The organism is Cryobacterium adonitolivorans, assembly GCF_004402695.1.
Lineage (GTDB): Bacteria > Actinomycetota > Actinomycetes > Actinomycetales > Microbacteriaceae > Cryobacterium > Cryobacterium adonitolivorans.
Genome location: NZ_SOFL01000036.1, coordinates 102,073 through 115,848, shown reverse-complemented (window position 1 = coordinate 115,848; position 13,776 = coordinate 102,073). Strand labels below are relative to the sequence as shown.

General features: G+C 61.5%; 11 protein-coding genes and 1 pseudogene. 3 read left to right on the top strand and 9 right to left on the bottom strand.

Annotation, left to right across the window (positions count from 1 at the left end; translation table 11 throughout):
- The first annotated feature begins 826 nt into the window (after nt 1-826).
- Nucleotides 827-1,990: an MFS transporter gene (locus tag E3O42_RS11345; protein ID WP_241984782.1), complete on the top strand. Its 1,164-nt coding sequence runs from the start codon at nt 827-829 to the stop codon at nt 1,988-1,990.
- A 352-nt stretch (nt 1,991-2,342) separates the two neighbouring features.
- Here the strand turns inward: E3O42_RS11345 and E3O42_RS11340 are convergent, their stop codons facing one another.
- The 6 genes from E3O42_RS11340 to E3O42_RS11315 all read right to left on the bottom strand — a co-directional run bounded on the left by E3O42_RS11340 (nt 2,343) and on the right by E3O42_RS11315 (nt 8,977).
- Nucleotides 2,343-3,026, bottom strand: coding sequence for an HAD family hydrolase (locus tag E3O42_RS11340; protein ID WP_241984801.1), 684 nt, complete (start codon nt 3,024-3,026; stop codon nt 2,343-2,345).
- Between the two features lie 163 nt (nt 3,027-3,189).
- A complete protein-coding gene (locus tag E3O42_RS11335) occupies nt 3,190-4,122 on the bottom strand; it encodes an ROK family protein (protein ID WP_134454038.1) in 933 nt (310 codons plus the stop codon).
- Entirely contained in the window at nt 4,119-5,159 is a 1,041-nt protein-coding gene (locus tag E3O42_RS11330) for an SIS domain-containing protein (protein ID WP_166787974.1), read from the bottom strand. Before E3O42_RS11330 ends, E3O42_RS11335 begins: the two co-directional genes overlap by 4 nt.
- Before the next feature lie 17 nt (nt 5,160-5,176).
- A complete protein-coding gene (locus E3O42_RS11325) occupies nt 5,177-6,835 on the bottom strand; it encodes a GMC family oxidoreductase (RefSeq protein ID WP_206751227.1) in 1,659 nt (552 codons plus the stop codon).
- A complete protein-coding gene (locus E3O42_RS18780) occupies nt 6,741-7,499 on the bottom strand; it encodes a DeoR/GlpR family DNA-binding transcription regulator (protein WP_134454035.1) in 759 nt (252 codons plus the stop codon). Before E3O42_RS18780 ends, E3O42_RS11325 begins: the two co-directional genes overlap by 95 nt.
- A gap of 53 nt (nt 7,500-7,552) precedes the next feature.
- Nucleotides 7,553-8,977, bottom strand: coding sequence for an APC family permease (locus E3O42_RS11315; protein WP_134454034.1), 1,425 nt, complete (start codon nt 8,975-8,977; stop codon nt 7,553-7,555).
- Nucleotides 8,978-9,072: 95 nt separating this feature from the next.
- On the opposite strand from E3O42_RS11315, the gene E3O42_RS11310 reads away from it, so the two are divergent.
- On the top strand, nt 9,073-9,333 hold the full coding sequence (locus tag E3O42_RS11310; RefSeq protein WP_134454033.1) for a hypothetical protein: 261 nt from the start codon (nt 9,073-9,075) through the stop codon (nt 9,331-9,333).
- 237 nt (nt 9,334-9,570) lie between these two features.
- Here E3O42_RS11310 and E3O42_RS18565 read toward each other — a convergent pair whose 3' ends face one another.
- Complete coding sequence (locus tag E3O42_RS18565) at nt 9,571-9,768, bottom strand: hypothetical protein (protein ID WP_241984805.1); 198 nt, start codon at nt 9,766-9,768, stop codon at nt 9,571-9,573.
- Between E3O42_RS18565 and E3O42_RS18560 the strand changes: the two are divergent.
- Nucleotides 9,682-10,566 (top strand): annotated as a pseudogene (locus E3O42_RS18560) (ribokinase). The gene E3O42_RS18565 and the pseudogene E3O42_RS18560 sit on opposite strands and share 87 nt — an antisense overlap.
- 344 nt (nt 10,567-10,910) lie before the next feature.
- Here the strand turns inward: E3O42_RS18560 and E3O42_RS11300 are convergent.
- Entirely contained in the window at nt 10,911-11,897 is a 987-nt protein-coding gene (locus E3O42_RS11300) for a sugar-binding transcriptional regulator (RefSeq protein WP_134454032.1), read from the bottom strand.
- 195 nt (nt 11,898-12,092) lie between these two features.
- Nucleotides 12,093-13,580, bottom strand: a complete 1,488-nt coding sequence (locus E3O42_RS11295) for a PTS mannitol transporter subunit IIBC (protein ID WP_134454031.1) — start codon at nt 13,578-13,580, stop codon at nt 12,093-12,095.
- Nucleotides 13,581-13,776: the final 196 nt, after the last annotated feature.

The following is a 13,776-nucleotide window of genomic DNA, read 5'->3' as shown; positions in this document are numbered from 1 at the left end:
GGGCGGTCAGCGCAGGTGATAAAAGTGGTTGCTTGTGACGCGGTGCTTCCTGGCCGCCACACCAAGTGCACAGCGACACACCTCAAGCCGCCGGACCGGTTGTCTGGCCCTCATAAGGCTGGCTCGTCACAGGCCCATCGCCCCACCACACCTTTTACATGTTTCGCTGATTCGCCCACGCGTTAGGAGTAACAAATTTCGAAACAACAACAACCAGCACCACGCACCAGCTGGCCGGCACGACGTACGTCCATATCTCTGTTCCTGGCACGCGCTGGCGCTGCGATCATTGGCGCAGCCGCACCCGTAGCTTGTGCCTGGTCGGCGGCAGCTGCGGCTGCTGCCACCTCCTGGTTTGCGGCCCAGTCCGATGACTTCCACCTGAAGGAGCCTCGATAGATGGAAAACGTGCGGCCGCCATGATCCGCGCGTCCTTGGCCTAACATTCCCTAACCATCTGGTCGATAGGCGAATGGGTCGATGGTCTGAACAAGGCCGTGTCCGAGTCACGCAGCGCGCGGCTGAGGTTGTCGAATTCGCGCTGCAGCCCGCGTCCTTCTCGCGGTTGCGTGCCTTCGTCTGCTTGCAGGCTTGGCCGACAGCGCTGCGTCGGGATGAGTGTCGTTGTCTCGATCAACCAGGAGGCGCGTCTTCCTGACCTAAGTTACGAGATCTCTTTGTCCGCGAATATCCGCGCTCCTCGTGAACGCTCACGGGACCCGTTATATCGAAAAAATCTGAAAGAACGTTCTGCCTTATGACTTCCAGAATAACTGCAACCTTGCGACCACCTCGGGAGGCCGTCCGCGCACGTGCCGGTGTGGCGATGCTCTTCCTCACGAACGGCGCGATCTTCGCGAACCTCCTCCCGAGATATCCCGAAATAAAGGCGGGACTTGGCCTTTCGAACATCGCTTTCGGAGTCGCTGTGGCCGCGTTTGCTCTGGGAGCGCTGCTGGCGGGACTGACGGCCGGGGCGCTGGTGCGACGGTACGGCTCGTCGAGGGTAGCGATAGGTGGAACGGTCATGTCTGCCGCAGGGATCCTGGTCGCCGGGGCGGCGCCCGTGTGGTTCGTTTTGGCGGGCGCGCTTTTCGTTGCGGGGGCGATGGATTCGATCACGGATGTTGCCCAAAATTCGCACGGATTGCGGGTACAGAGGCTCTACAAGCGGTCCATTCTGAACTCGTTTCACGCGCTGTGGAGTGTTGGGGCCGTCTTGGGCGGGATTATTGGCGCGCTTGCCGCTCAGCTGGAGATACCCGTGGCGATGCAGCTCGCCGGATCGGCGGTACTGTTCGGAGTCATCGCGGTTGTCGCCAAACCGCTCCTTTTGCCTGGCGTAGAGCCGGACGACCGTGAACCTGCCGTGGATTCCGGCATCACGGCGCAGAACCTAAGGTGGCGGCCGCGCCTGTTCGTCCAGTTTGGAGCGTTAGTCGGCCTCGTGGTGATCGCCGCATCGGGTGCCGTCGTCGAAGACGCGGGAAGCTCGTGGTCGGCCATCTACATCTCGGATTCCCTGCAATCGTCCGCGTTCATCGCCGGTATCGGGTTCATCGCGTTCCAGGCAATGCAGTTTCTCGGACGCATCTTCGGCGACGGACTTGTCGACCGATTCGGCCAGCGTATGGTTGCGCGCACGGGTGGCGTGGTCGTCTTCGTTGGAATGGGCGTTGCGCTGGCGTTCCCGTCCGTCCCGGGGACGATAGTCGGGTTCGGACTTGCCGGTCTCGGCGTCGCCACCCTCATCCCGGCAGCTATGCACGCTGCGGACGAACTGCAGGGGTTCAAGCCCGGCACGGGACTCACTATCGTCAGCTGGTTGCTGCGAGTGGGTTTCCTGTTGTCGCCTCTCGTCGTCGGGGCAGTAGCTGACGTATCTTCCCTGCGATTCGGCCTGCTCGTCGTGCCCGCCGCCGCCGTGCTGGTCGTGATATTTGCCTCCGTACTGACGGGCCGGGTAGCGCGTACTGTTCCTCTCGACTAAGCGAATCAGTCGGTCCCAAGTCACAAATTTGCAGATTGCGCCGAATGTCCTACTCCGCCGACCGACAGCGCGGTGAGGTCAGCGCCCGCCAGTCATCCGATGCAGCTAGGCATTTCGCGAGATTCTTTCCCCACTGCACAGACAGAATGCGCATAAAGAGATGATCCATAGCACCACGGTCATGCCCGACAACCAGAGCATGGACCGTATGCGCGCGACGTTCGCGACCGGATTGCACGCCACCGACTGCCCCTTCAATAGTGCACACGACTTCGCCGCACGTGGCTCCCTTGCCGAAGTAGAGATTGGCCAAGAAGACCGAGACAGAATCGCCTTCCAGAACTGGGAGAACCTATCCGTGGTCGTGAGACCTGCGGACGCGATCGTTGAACAGTTGCTCGATATCCCTTACATTTCTTCCAGCCAAGGTGTCCCATTGGGTGTGGTGTGCTCCCTCCTGGAGAGGAGCATCGCAGGGTACCCCTAATGCGACCGCACCGGAGGCAATCGCCGCTTTCAGGCCAGTGGCGGAGTCTTCAATGGCTACACAATGCGCGATATTGACGCCAAGGCGATTGGCCGCCTGGAAATAGGGTTCAGGATGCGGTTTTCCTTCTAACACGTCGTCCCCGCTAACCACAGCGGAGAACGCAACCTCGGCTTCGAGGGCCCGAACAACGACGTCAACCAGGCGCTGCGAGGAGGTAGTTACGATTGCCTGAGGAATCCCTGCCAGTCGAAGGCTTCGGATAAGTTCTACAGCCCCGGGCCGCCACACGATCCGCTCGTGAAGCGAGTCGACGACAGCGGTCTCGAGTGATTCCGCAATTGCGGTACCGTCTAGGCCTATCCCGGCGGTGTGCAGCGCCAGCACCGTCTGCTCCATCGTGGAGCCGATCAGTGCCGTCGCGTCCGCGTCGGTCCATCGACAATCGTGTTGCGAAGCGAGTCGATGCTGAGCTTCTCCCCAAACGGGCTCGGAATGGATTATTGTCCCATCCATGTCCCAGAGCACCGCCGCCAGCTCAGGCTGCATGCTGGTCACAGCCCAAAACCACGATTTCGCTTAAGACGCAAGTTAATTCAGGGGTGGAGTATGTCATTCCGATGTTTCCTGTTCACTGCAGGGGTTAGTTTGGCGTGGATTCTGGTTCATGGTCCGGGGTGCCCATTCAACAAGCTATCACCGCGGATGAACCTCAAAGTTGGTGTCCTGTTCGGGCCAAGGCGGCGGCACCAATCGCCCCACCGTATTCGCCGAAGTCGGCACCGGTGATTGTCGGCCGAGGGAACGTATCGGTCAGGTTGTCGAGGGATGCCGTAAGCGATCTGCGGTAGTGCGGGAGGTAGGTTGCGCCGCTGCCGCCGAGCACGAGGATTTCAGGTCGGTAGATAGTCAGGAGGGTGGCCAGTCCGTCGGCCAGTCGAAGGCCGTAGCTGTCTAAAAGTTCGATTGCGCCTCGGTCGCCAGTGGATGCCAGGTCGGCAACGGCGCGAATGTCGTCCGAGGTGTTCGAAGGGTGCGGTAACTGGCCTGTGCTGGCTCTTTGGAGAGCTTGCCGGGATGCTGCTTGTTCCCAGCAGGTCGTTCTCCCGCAGTAGCAGGGCGCTGCAGGGCCGCCAATGCTCAAGTGGCCAGCTTCGGGATGTTGCCCGTCGGCGCCGCGGACGGGTTTACCACCTTGAAGCATGCTGACGCCGATTCCTGTCCCCAGGGTCACCATCAGGATGGTGTCGAATCCCCGTCCGGCCCCGGAGACGGCTTCTCCGAGAGCTGCAGTAACAGCGTCGTTCTCGATGAAGCTGGGGAGATGAAAGGTATCGGTCAGGATCCCGGGAATGTCAGCGCCGGTGAACGCGGGAAGGGTGTCGGGGTTCTGGATGACACCGTCACGATCGATCGGACCACTGGCACCGACGCCGATTGCCGTGAGCGGGCGGGCCCCTGCCACTTTGCTGATGCCGCTTACGAAGAAGGCCGTGAGGTCCTTCTCCGATCCATTCGAGGGCGTGGAGGCAGTGTAGGAGTCCAGCACCCGCAAGCGAGCGTCCGTCACGACGAACCGCGTGGCCGTACCGCCGAGATCAACCCCGACAAAAACGCCTGGCGGGCGGGGTGGCTCTGGACTCATAGCGCTGTGGTGATCTTGCTACCGAAGGCAAATGCTCCCGGTGTGACACCGTTGGCCTTCGCAAGCTCGATGGCGAACAATTCCGCCATCACCGCACCGGTTGCCAGCCCTCCCAGGGGAGAGGTCTGGCGGTCGCCCAGAGTGGTTGCGCCCTCGACGCGCAGGTCGCCGATGAGTACGACCGACGACCCAGTAGCGACGAGATCGTCCGCCAAGTGGGCTATAGACAGATCGGTGTCGGATCGATACGCGCCGTAGATGAATACGGTCAGTCCGGGACCGGCGAGTTCGAAGGGTCCGTGCCGGAACTGGCCGCCGATATGCCCCTCAATCGCGACTTTTGACGATTCCTTAGTAATGAGACCGGCGAAGAGAGCGGTGGCTGCGTGGTCGCGCTTTCCGACGGTGGCCAATCGGTAATGGGAGAAGTTCAGCGCCTGCCCGGCGAGGGTAGCGACCTGAGTTGTCGCGAGTGTTCGTTCAACGCTGTCTGCGACCTCGAGGATGCCTTCTCGGATGATGTCGCGGTGCTCACCGGTGAAAGCGCCGATGATCTGGCGATGCACGGCGAGCGAATTGAGGTAGCTTTTTGTGCTGACCGTCGCTTCGCTACCGCTGTGAAGGGGGAGGAAAAGGTCGGCCGCCGTTGCGAGCGGCGACTCCGGGTCGGACGTGATTCCGACGAGGTGGGCCTTCGGAATTCGCCCGTCTCCCAGACGGTCAATGAGTTCGACAATCTCGCCGCTGGCACCCGATTGCGAGGTCGCGATCACGAGCGACCGTGGCGTGATCAAACCGGGAGTATCGAGAAGTTGCCCCGCGTCGATCGCCCATGCAGCCGTGCCGGCGTGAGCCAGGATTTGCCAGGTTGGAATTCCGGCGAAATGGGAGCTACCCATGCCGGTGAGGATCACCCGCTCCCACGGTCGCCGGGCAAGTTCATCCAGCCCGACTTCAGAGGCGGCATGCGCGAGGGCTCTGAGGGCGTCCGGCTGTTCCAGAACATCGATTTCGAAGGGCGTGAGGTCTGTTGTCATGGTTGGAGTGTCCTGAGTCATGCGCTCGGGGTGGAGCGTGTTGGGGCGATCATCGCGGGGCTGAGGTCGAGGAGACCGGCGGCGATGCGGGCTCCGATCATGGCTGTAGGCAGATTGATGTTCCCGCGGGTGATCGCGGGCATTATCGAGGCGTCGGCGACGAAAAGTCCGGCGATCCCGTGCACTCGTCCGGTGTGGTCGACCACTGCGTTTGGGTCTGTAGCGGGACCCATCTTGCAACTGCCGGCTGGGTGGCAGTAATTGACAATGTTTGCCAGCGGGTCACCGCCGGGTCCGGGAACGGGGTCGCCGAGAATGGCGGCAAGCTCGGGTTGCGAAACCATCGTGTTGAGCAGGTCGAGGGACTCCCTCAGGACTTGCCGGTCGTATCCGTCGGGGTCGGTTCCGTACCTGTGATCGATGATGGGGCGGCTCACATCGAGGTCTGGACCAAGGGTCACGGTGCCCTCGGATCGTGCGCGCATCGCACCGCCGTAGAGGGTGATGGGTGGCAGGCCTGGATGTCCGCTGTTGGCGCCCGCGACCATGAAGACGTGGATGTCGTAGGGGCCCTCGTCGCACCGCGACGACTTCGCCCGACCGACGGTTTGTTCGTCCGGGTTCCACGGCAGTGCAGCGAGCTCATCGACGAGTCCGGGTTGGCCGGTGAAATCGAGCTGAACGCAGGCGTGGTCGAGGAGGTGCTTCCCGACACCCGGGAGGTCGAGCTGAACCTCAATGCCAAGATCGCCAAGTTCGTCCTTCGGTCCAATGCCGGATGAGAGAAGCAGTGCAGGTGAGTGGTAGGCCCCGGCAGCGAGTACGATCCGGCTTGCGGCGATGAAGGCTGGTCCGTCGGGATGGTCGACGTATACCCCGGTTGCGACGCCGTCGTCGATCCGAATTCGCGTGACTGTCGAGTCGGCGAGGACGGTGAAGTTGGGTCGGTCCCGGATTTCGTCGAGGAATGCGAACGCGCTGTTGTAGCGGATGCCGTCCTGCACGTTGACCGGCATGGGGCCGATCCCTTCAGCTGCTTCGATGGTGTCTAGGTCATCGGCAAAAGGCAGCCCGGAGGCAATTCCCGCATGCACGAATGCCTGCTGCGGTGGGGTGAGCTCGTCCATCTTGTATCGGCGCACCCGGAATTTGTCACGGACCCAGTCGAGGATGGGCTCGATCTCGGCTGCGGTCCATCCCGGGTTTCCTTCGGCCGCCCATTCGTCGTAGTCATGTCGGGCACCAACCGACGCGGTACACCCGTTGTGAGCTGAGCAGCCGCCCAAGATGCGGGCGCGGGGCAGATCCAGGGTGCCGATGCCGTTTGTGGCCGAGGTGTGGAGGCCGTAGTCGTGGGAGAGAGGTATGGATCGGGCATCGAGCATGTCGTTTGGCCATCGCAGTTCTGACTGCGGCCCATAGTCCGGTCCCGATTCGACGAGGAGTATGGTCTCTGCGCTGTGCGCAGCGAGGGTTCCAGCGAAAGCGGCGCCCCCTGTTCCGCCGCCGATGACAATGGTCTCGACGGAATCGGGGAGTTGGTTGCCTGGGTAATTCATCGTTCTCCTGGTTCCATTGGGGTTAAGCGATAAGGAGTTCTGTGCCACCGACCGTGAGCTCTTGTCGGTGTTCGGCGGAGAGGGTGTCGTCAGTGATGAGGGCGTCGACGTCGTCAAGTTCGCAGATTCTCGCGAATGCTTCGTGGCCGAACTTGGCGGCGTCGAATGCGACGAGGGTTCGCCGGGATGCACTCAGCGCGGCGCGTTTGACCGCTGCATCTTCCACATTCCATTCAGTGAAGCCGCTGCCCATCGAGGCTGCGGATGCGGTCATGATGTAGGTGTCGAACCGGAACCTTCGCAGTGAGGCCTCAGCATCGGATCCGATCACGCTCAGCTCGCCGGTACGGATGGTGCCGGCGGGGATCATGACCGTGGTCGCCCGGTCGGCGCCCAGGACTTCCGCGATCCGGACGTTGAGGGCGCAGACGGTGATATTTCGACCGATGAGTTCCTCGGCTATCGCTACACCGGTACTGCCGCCGTCGAGGATGATCGTTTGCCCATCGATGATCTGCTGTGCCGCGAGGACTGCGATCTTGCGTTTAGCCTCGACGTTCGTGCGAGTCCGCAGGCTGAACGGTGGTTCAAAGCTGCTGCTTGCCGCGGGTGCTACCCGCCCATGGGTTCGGACCGCGAGCCCTGCAGCTGCGAGTTGATTGACGTCCCGGCGCACGGTCATTTCGGAGACACCGAATCGGGTGCTGAGGTCAGTGATGCTGAGCTCGCCGCGGCGGGCCAATTGGGTGAGGATTTCTTGTTGCCGGACTTCTGCGTTCATTAACGGTCATTTCTTTGTGGTGGCATGAATGGCGCCGTACCCGCGGTACGGGACTAGTCAACATCAGGGAGTTCGCCAGCTCGGTTCATCCACGCTCGATTTCCTGGCCGAAGATTCCTTCCGAAGAGAATCACGACGCCTATCAGGACATAGGTAGTAGCGATGAACGGTGCGAGAACGACCGGGAAGGCAGGCAACGGCACGAGGCTGTTGTAAGCGATCAGGACCAGAGCGCTCGTCGACACGATCGGAGCAACGACATAGGCCCAGACATTGAATTCCTCTGGATGCTTGTGCCGGAAGTAGCGGAAGGCAGCGATGTTCATCATGACGAAGATCGGGATGTAGACGAAGGTGCCGGTGGTCCCCAATACGTTGAAAAGGTTGTACGGACCGAGCGGCAGGCCAGCCCCCAGACAGATGGCCAGGGCAATGAGGGATTGCGCAACGACGGCGGTGATCGGCGTCTTATGCGTCTTCTGAACTCGTGCGAACGCAGCTGGCAGTGCGCCGGTGCGGGCAATGCCGTAGATGGTCCTGGTGGCACTCGTCGTGCAAGCTATGCACACGCCCAAGCCCGAGTTGACCAGCGCGACGAGTACGATAATCGAGGCGCCGCTCCAGAGCCTGTCCGCGAGGACGAACGCCGGGGCCGTCGGTGACGAGGCCATAGCCTCCAGGTCGTTGGTGCCCCAACCGATCTGCAATCCCCAGGCAGTGACGACGTAGAAGATCCCGATCAGGACGAGTGAGCCAAAAATCGCCTGAGGAATTATGCGTTTCGGGTTCCGAGACTCTTCTCCGACAGCTGCCGCGCTCTCGAAGCCCGTAAAAGCGAAGATTGACAGCACGATGGCGAGGAAGAAGCCGGATCCGTCGGAGATATTCACCGGGTTGAATCCGTCCAGGTTCACCCCACCAGATCCAGGGTTCAGGATCCCCGAAACGGCAAGACCAAGTCCGACGACCATCTCAAAAATGGTCATGACAATGAGGAACTTGATTGAGATAACGATGCCCCGGTAAGCACAGGCGAAGCAGATTGCCAGGATGATTGTTGAGTACACCCACCACGGAACCGCGAAATCGTACTTGCCGGTCAACTCGTCCTGCAGGACGGCTCCGGTGAATGCGGCAAGCGCCGCGGGCACGATCGTCACCATGAGGGCGTACAGCCATCCCGTAATGAATCCTGACCTGGGCCCGATGCCAGCAGACACGTATGTGTAAAAGCCTCCGGCGGACGGAAGGTGGCGAGCGAGTCCCAGCATTGGCACCGCTATTACCAAACAGACCAAGAAAGCGGCCAGGTATGTCAACGGTGCCGATATGCCCGCCTGCCCGGTCGTGAAGGCGATCGTATAGAAGATGCCCAGGGTGGGGGAGATTTGGGCGATCGACTGCATAAGCGCTCCACCGAGGCCGATCGAGCCATTACTGAGCCCGGAACTGAGTGTGGCATTCGGGGCGGATTTCATACTGGGAATCGTTGACAACTTCGCTCTCCCTTGAGTCGAACTGAGATGATCAGAGACAAACTCTAACACGTCATTTGTGCGAAGCAACAGTACGGTTGACCATTTACCTGGATAATGTTTGCTTGGATGTTCGATGCGCGGACTGCTGCACCGAAGGAGATCGGACTATATCCACCGCCACGGTTGACGACAGGATCGTCGCCGCGGCCGCCAAGTCCGGACTCGTCGCGGTCACCTCTGCTGCAGGCATTCGCGTCTTCCAGGTCAAATTCATCTCGATCATCGCGTCGGGTGCGCTGTGCGGCCTCGCCGGCGCGCAACTCGCAATGGCGTCGGCTCCTTCACCGCCGGAATGACCTCGGGCCGCGGCTTCATCGTCGTGGCGGCGGTCATCTTCGCCGCCGGGCGCCCGCTGCCCACGCTTGTCGTCTGCCTCATTTTCGGAGCTGCGGACGGACTAGCCGACCGCCTGGCACTTGGGGGGCGTCAACTCATCACTCGCGCTGCTCACGCCCTACGTCATCACCATCGTCGCACTGATCCTCGCGGCGCTCCGGTGCGCCGTGCGATCAGGGCGCGGACCCGGCGAGGCCTCACGCAAGTACCAGCGTGAGTCCACCAACCGAACCATCAACCAATTCCGACAGAGAGCAGTTCTCATGAATCGCGTAGCCGTCGTGGGTAGCGCCAATATCGATTTTGTCGTGGAAGTGCCGCGCAGACCAGATGCCGGTGAGACGCTGCTCGGATCCGATCTGCGCGTGTTCGCCGGAGGTAAGGGTGGGAATCAAGCCGCCGCCGCCGCGCGAGCCGGAGCCATCACCGCCTTCTACGCATGTGTCGGCAGAGACGAAAACGGCGCTCTCATTCGATCCCGCCTTGCAGAGGTCGGCGTGAATGTTAGCGGGGTCGACATGGTGGATCGTCCGACGGGCACTACTGTCATCCTCGTCACCCCTGACGGCGAGAACTCCATCGTTGTCTCTCCCGGGGCGAACCACGCCCTCGACATCGAGTTCACGAAAGCGACCGTTGACGGATGGTCCAACGCGGACATCCTCGTGCTCAACCTCGAATCCCCGCTTCGCACCGTCGAGCACGTCGCGGCGATGGCCGCCAAATGAGGCGTTCGTGTCTTGCTCAATGCGGCCCCCGCTGAACGGCTCACTGCGGAGACCCTAGCCGTCTGCGACCCGCTCGTCGTCAACGAACACGAGGCGCGGACGCTGCTCGATGATGAAGGCAGCAGCTCCTTCCCTGAGCTCGCGCAGCGCTTCCTCGATCAGGGAGTCCGCTCAGTCGTCATCACCCTAGGAGCTGTTGGCGCCCTCTACGGCGATCAAGGCGGAATCGACACCGTGCCGCCCTTCCCGGTTCATGTCGTCGACACCACGGGCGCTGGCGATGCTTTCGTCGGAGCGACCGCGTGCGAGCTGGCACGCGGATCGAATTTAAGTGATGCGGTCAAGTTCGCTTCAGCCATGGCCTCATTGTCTGTTGAGGCGATGGGGGCGCAATTGTCCTACCCGTATCGGAGCGACGTCGATGCGTGGGTTGCGGGAAGTCAATCCTTCGGCCAGAGACCCTAAGGGGATCCCGGCAATATTACTCCTGGAGGTCCGCTCTTGCAGTCGACGAGCTGCTCTGCGACTCGGCTTGCCGAGTCCGGCCTGGCGCTCGGCGCACCACCCGAAAAGCAGACGACAAGGCGCGTGCTCGCACGGCCACTTCGTCGTTGGTCACAGTTGCATTGCTCATACATCCGACAGTACCGGGGGAGTAGCGTTCCCGGCCCGACAAGTGCGAGCGCTCGCCTTAGTAGCCTCTCAGCCTCGCATTCGCGCCGAGGAGTTTCAAACCGGGTTCGGCCCTGGGCTCAAGCACAAATTCCCCCACCTTTCAACCGTGGATCGCGCCGATTCATGCCGCTTACCTACGCGGAGTGCTCGAGGGGAGAGTTGTTAGCGGGCCGGGTGGGTGCGGTTATCTTCGGAAGCAGGAGGAGCTCACGCGCGGCTGCTTCATCCGTGACGAGCATGGTGAGTATCCCCGCCGAGGCGACAGCGTGTATCGCGGGTACTTTCGCGACCGACCCAGCGGCAGCGATGACCCGGGGTGTGGAACGCAACTGTTCGACCTCGATGGCAATTCGTCGTTGATTGAACGGAAGATCAATGATTCGCCCGTCCGCGTCGAGAAAACTCGCGACGACTTCGGCGACAGCGAGTTCAGCGTCGAGGGCGGCAAGCTCCTCGGGATCGAGAAGCGGCTTGATCTGAGTGATCGGAGGATTCCAGGAGCCGATCGCCAGGACGGCCGTCGTCAGCCGGTCGTAGGTCGCGAGTGCGTCGGCAATGCTCTTCTCTGAGCGCAGAACCTGGGCGGCGAGGGGGGTCGCGGTGAAAAGGGGCGCGAAAATTCCGATTGTCGACAGCGGGTGCCTGGCGGCGATGCGGTGGAGAACCACCATAGGTGACTGGGAGACGTCGTTGCCGACCGTTCCCGTCAACTGGACGACAGTGCAGGGGGGCAGGTCCCGAAGGTACTCGGTGAGCGCATATATGGTGCGGCCCCACGAGACACCGATCGTGTCGTTAGGCCGGGTGATTCTGGAGAGGTATCGGGCGGACTCGAAAGCGATGCGTTGGCGGTCTGCGTCCTCCGAGTCGCCATTCGGGACGACAAGGACCTCATCAAGTCCGAGATGGGTCGCGAGCCGTTCCCCGAGGGAGCGCCGCTGGTCGTCACGGTTGTGAATCTCGATCGTAACAACGCCGGACTCGCGCGCGATCTGGAGAATCCGTGCGATTTTGAAGCGGGAAATCCCGTATTCGGCGGCGAGCTCCACCTTTGAGACGTCTTCGAGATAGAAACGACGAGCGACGGTAGCCAACGTGTCGCGGCTGAATTCTTCGTCCATCTCTCGTCCTTGCTTCGCGGAGTTCGTGGGCTTTATGGTTTCGGCCCGGAAACCGAGCGGCACAAGCAGCCTAGCTGTGATCCTAAGCGCGTACTGAGCGCGAAGACCGGCGGCGTCGGCGCATTTGAGTGGGTAACGAAAGCCGGACAGGACGTGAGTGCGTGCTTCACGTCCTGCCCGGGGGTCACCGTTGGGTCAGCCGTTCAGAGAATCCCGCGAAGCCTCAGGCGCGGGGATGGCCGCGAGCTTCTCCTGCAGTTCGTCGAGGGCAGGGTCGCCGAGATAGTTGGCGATCGGGATGATCGTGAGGTGCGGGTGCACACGCCGTGCTCTCTCGACAAGGTTTCGCTGGATGACCGCTAGACCTGTGTCGATCGGAATGTTTTCGATTGCTGCGTGAGTTACCGCGATATCGGTGATGCCCGCTTTGGTGAGTCGCTTACGGAATACCGAGGCACCCATTGCGCTGCTTCCCATGCCGGCGTCGCACGCGAACACGATGGAGGTGGGGCGTGCGTCGGTCTGAGAGAGGGCGCTGGCGAGATGGCCCCGACCCTCCGCCTTCATCGAAGAACTCTTTTTCTGGGCTGCTTCGAGGCCTTCGTCCTCCTCGTCCAGCGTCGAGCCACTACGGAACCGATCGAACTTCAGAATCGCGGCCGTCACGACGAACGTCACGATCGCAGCGACGAGTACACCCGTCAAAACGCCGAGGTAGTTGCCACGGGGGGTCAACAGCAGGTAGGAAACGATCGACCCCGGGCTCGGCCCAGCAACGAGTCCGACGTCAAAGAGCGAGAACGTTGCGATCCCGGACGCGGCACCTGCGATCATCCCGACGATCGTAAGCGGCTTCATCAAGACGTACGGGAAGTAGATCTCGTGGATACCGCCGATGAAGTGGATCAGGATCGCGCTGGGGGTGCTGCGGCGGATCAACTTCGATTTGCTGAAGAAGAGGAAGGCCGTGAGGAGCCCTAGCCCGGGACCAGGGTTGGAGGCGACCATGAAGAAGATGGACTTGCCCTGGGTTGCCGCTTGCTGAAGGCCGAGCGGGTAGTAGACGCCCTGGTCGATGACGTTGTTGAGGAAGAGAACTTTCGCCGGCTCGTTAAGGAGTGCGAGCAACGGCAAGACGCCTGTTGCAACTAGCGCGTTGATTCCTGCCAACAGCAACTTGTTGAGCTCTTCGATTCCAGGTCCGATCGCGGCGAATGAGAGCAGGCAAAGCCCGAAGCCCAGGATGCCGAGGCTGAAGTTGTTCACAAGCATCTCAAGCCCCGCGCGCATGCGGGGCTCCAAGAACCTGTCGACTCGCTTCAGGAGCCAGGCGCTCAGTGGGCCCATGATCATCGCGCCAAGGAACATCGGAATGCCGGCGCCGACGATGAGGCCGATGGTACCGACTGCGCCGATCACGCCGCCTCGGGCGCCGTGGACGAGACGCCCTCCCGTGAACGCAATGAGAAGCGGCAACATGTAGCTGATCATCGGGCCGACGAGCTGCGCGAATTCTTCATTCGGCATCCAGCCAGTCGGGATGAACAAGGCGGTAACAAAGCCCCAGGCGATGAAGGCGCCGACGTTAGGGATCACCATGGCGGTGAGGAAGCCGCCGAACGCTTGGATGCGCGCGCGGACCCCGCCTCCCGATGCCTTCGTGGTGGTCGTGCTGGCGCTCATCGGTGAGCGCCTTGCCGCACACCGGCAGCGCGTTCTGCTACCGGATCACTGGACGTTTTCATTGAGACTCCTTCGTCTGTGCTGCTCTATCTTCTCAGTTTTCTCATATGAGCAACTGCGCTCATGTGATAGTCTCGCCATCAATAGTCGTCCTGTCAACCCGACGAATTGAATCGAAGTGGCGGACGACCCCTAT

Bases quoted from the DNA above. Each gene is read 5' to 3' on its own strand.
- E3O42_RS11330 (WP_166787974.1), bottom strand. From the start codon at position 5,159: ATGACAACAGACCTCACGCCCTTCGAAATCGATGTTCTGGAACAGCCG.
- E3O42_RS11345 (WP_241984782.1), top strand. From the start codon at position 827: ATGCTCTTCCTCACGAACGGCGCGATCTTCGCGAACCTCCTCCCGAGA.
- E3O42_RS11315 (WP_134454034.1), bottom strand. From the start codon at position 8,977: ATGAAATCCGCCCCGAATGCCACACTCAGTTCCGGGCTCAGTAATGGC.
- E3O42_RS18780 (WP_134454035.1), bottom strand. From the start codon at position 7,499: ATGAACGCAGAAGTCCGGCAACAAGAAATCCTCACCCAATTGGCCCGC.
- E3O42_RS11295 (WP_134454031.1), bottom strand. From the start codon at position 13,580: ATGAGCGCCAGCACGACCACCACGAAGGCATCGGGAGGCGGGGTCCGC.
- E3O42_RS11340 (WP_241984801.1), bottom strand. From the start codon at position 3,026: ATGCAGCCTGAGCTGGCGGCGGTGCTCTGGGACATGGATGGGACAATA.
- E3O42_RS11300 (WP_134454032.1), bottom strand. From the start codon at position 11,897: ATGGACGAAGAATTCAGCCGCGACACGTTGGCTACCGTCGCTCGTCGT.
- E3O42_RS11335 (WP_134454038.1), bottom strand. From the start codon at position 4,122: ATGAGTCCAGAGCCACCCCGCCCGCCAGGCGTTTTTGTCGGGGTTGAT.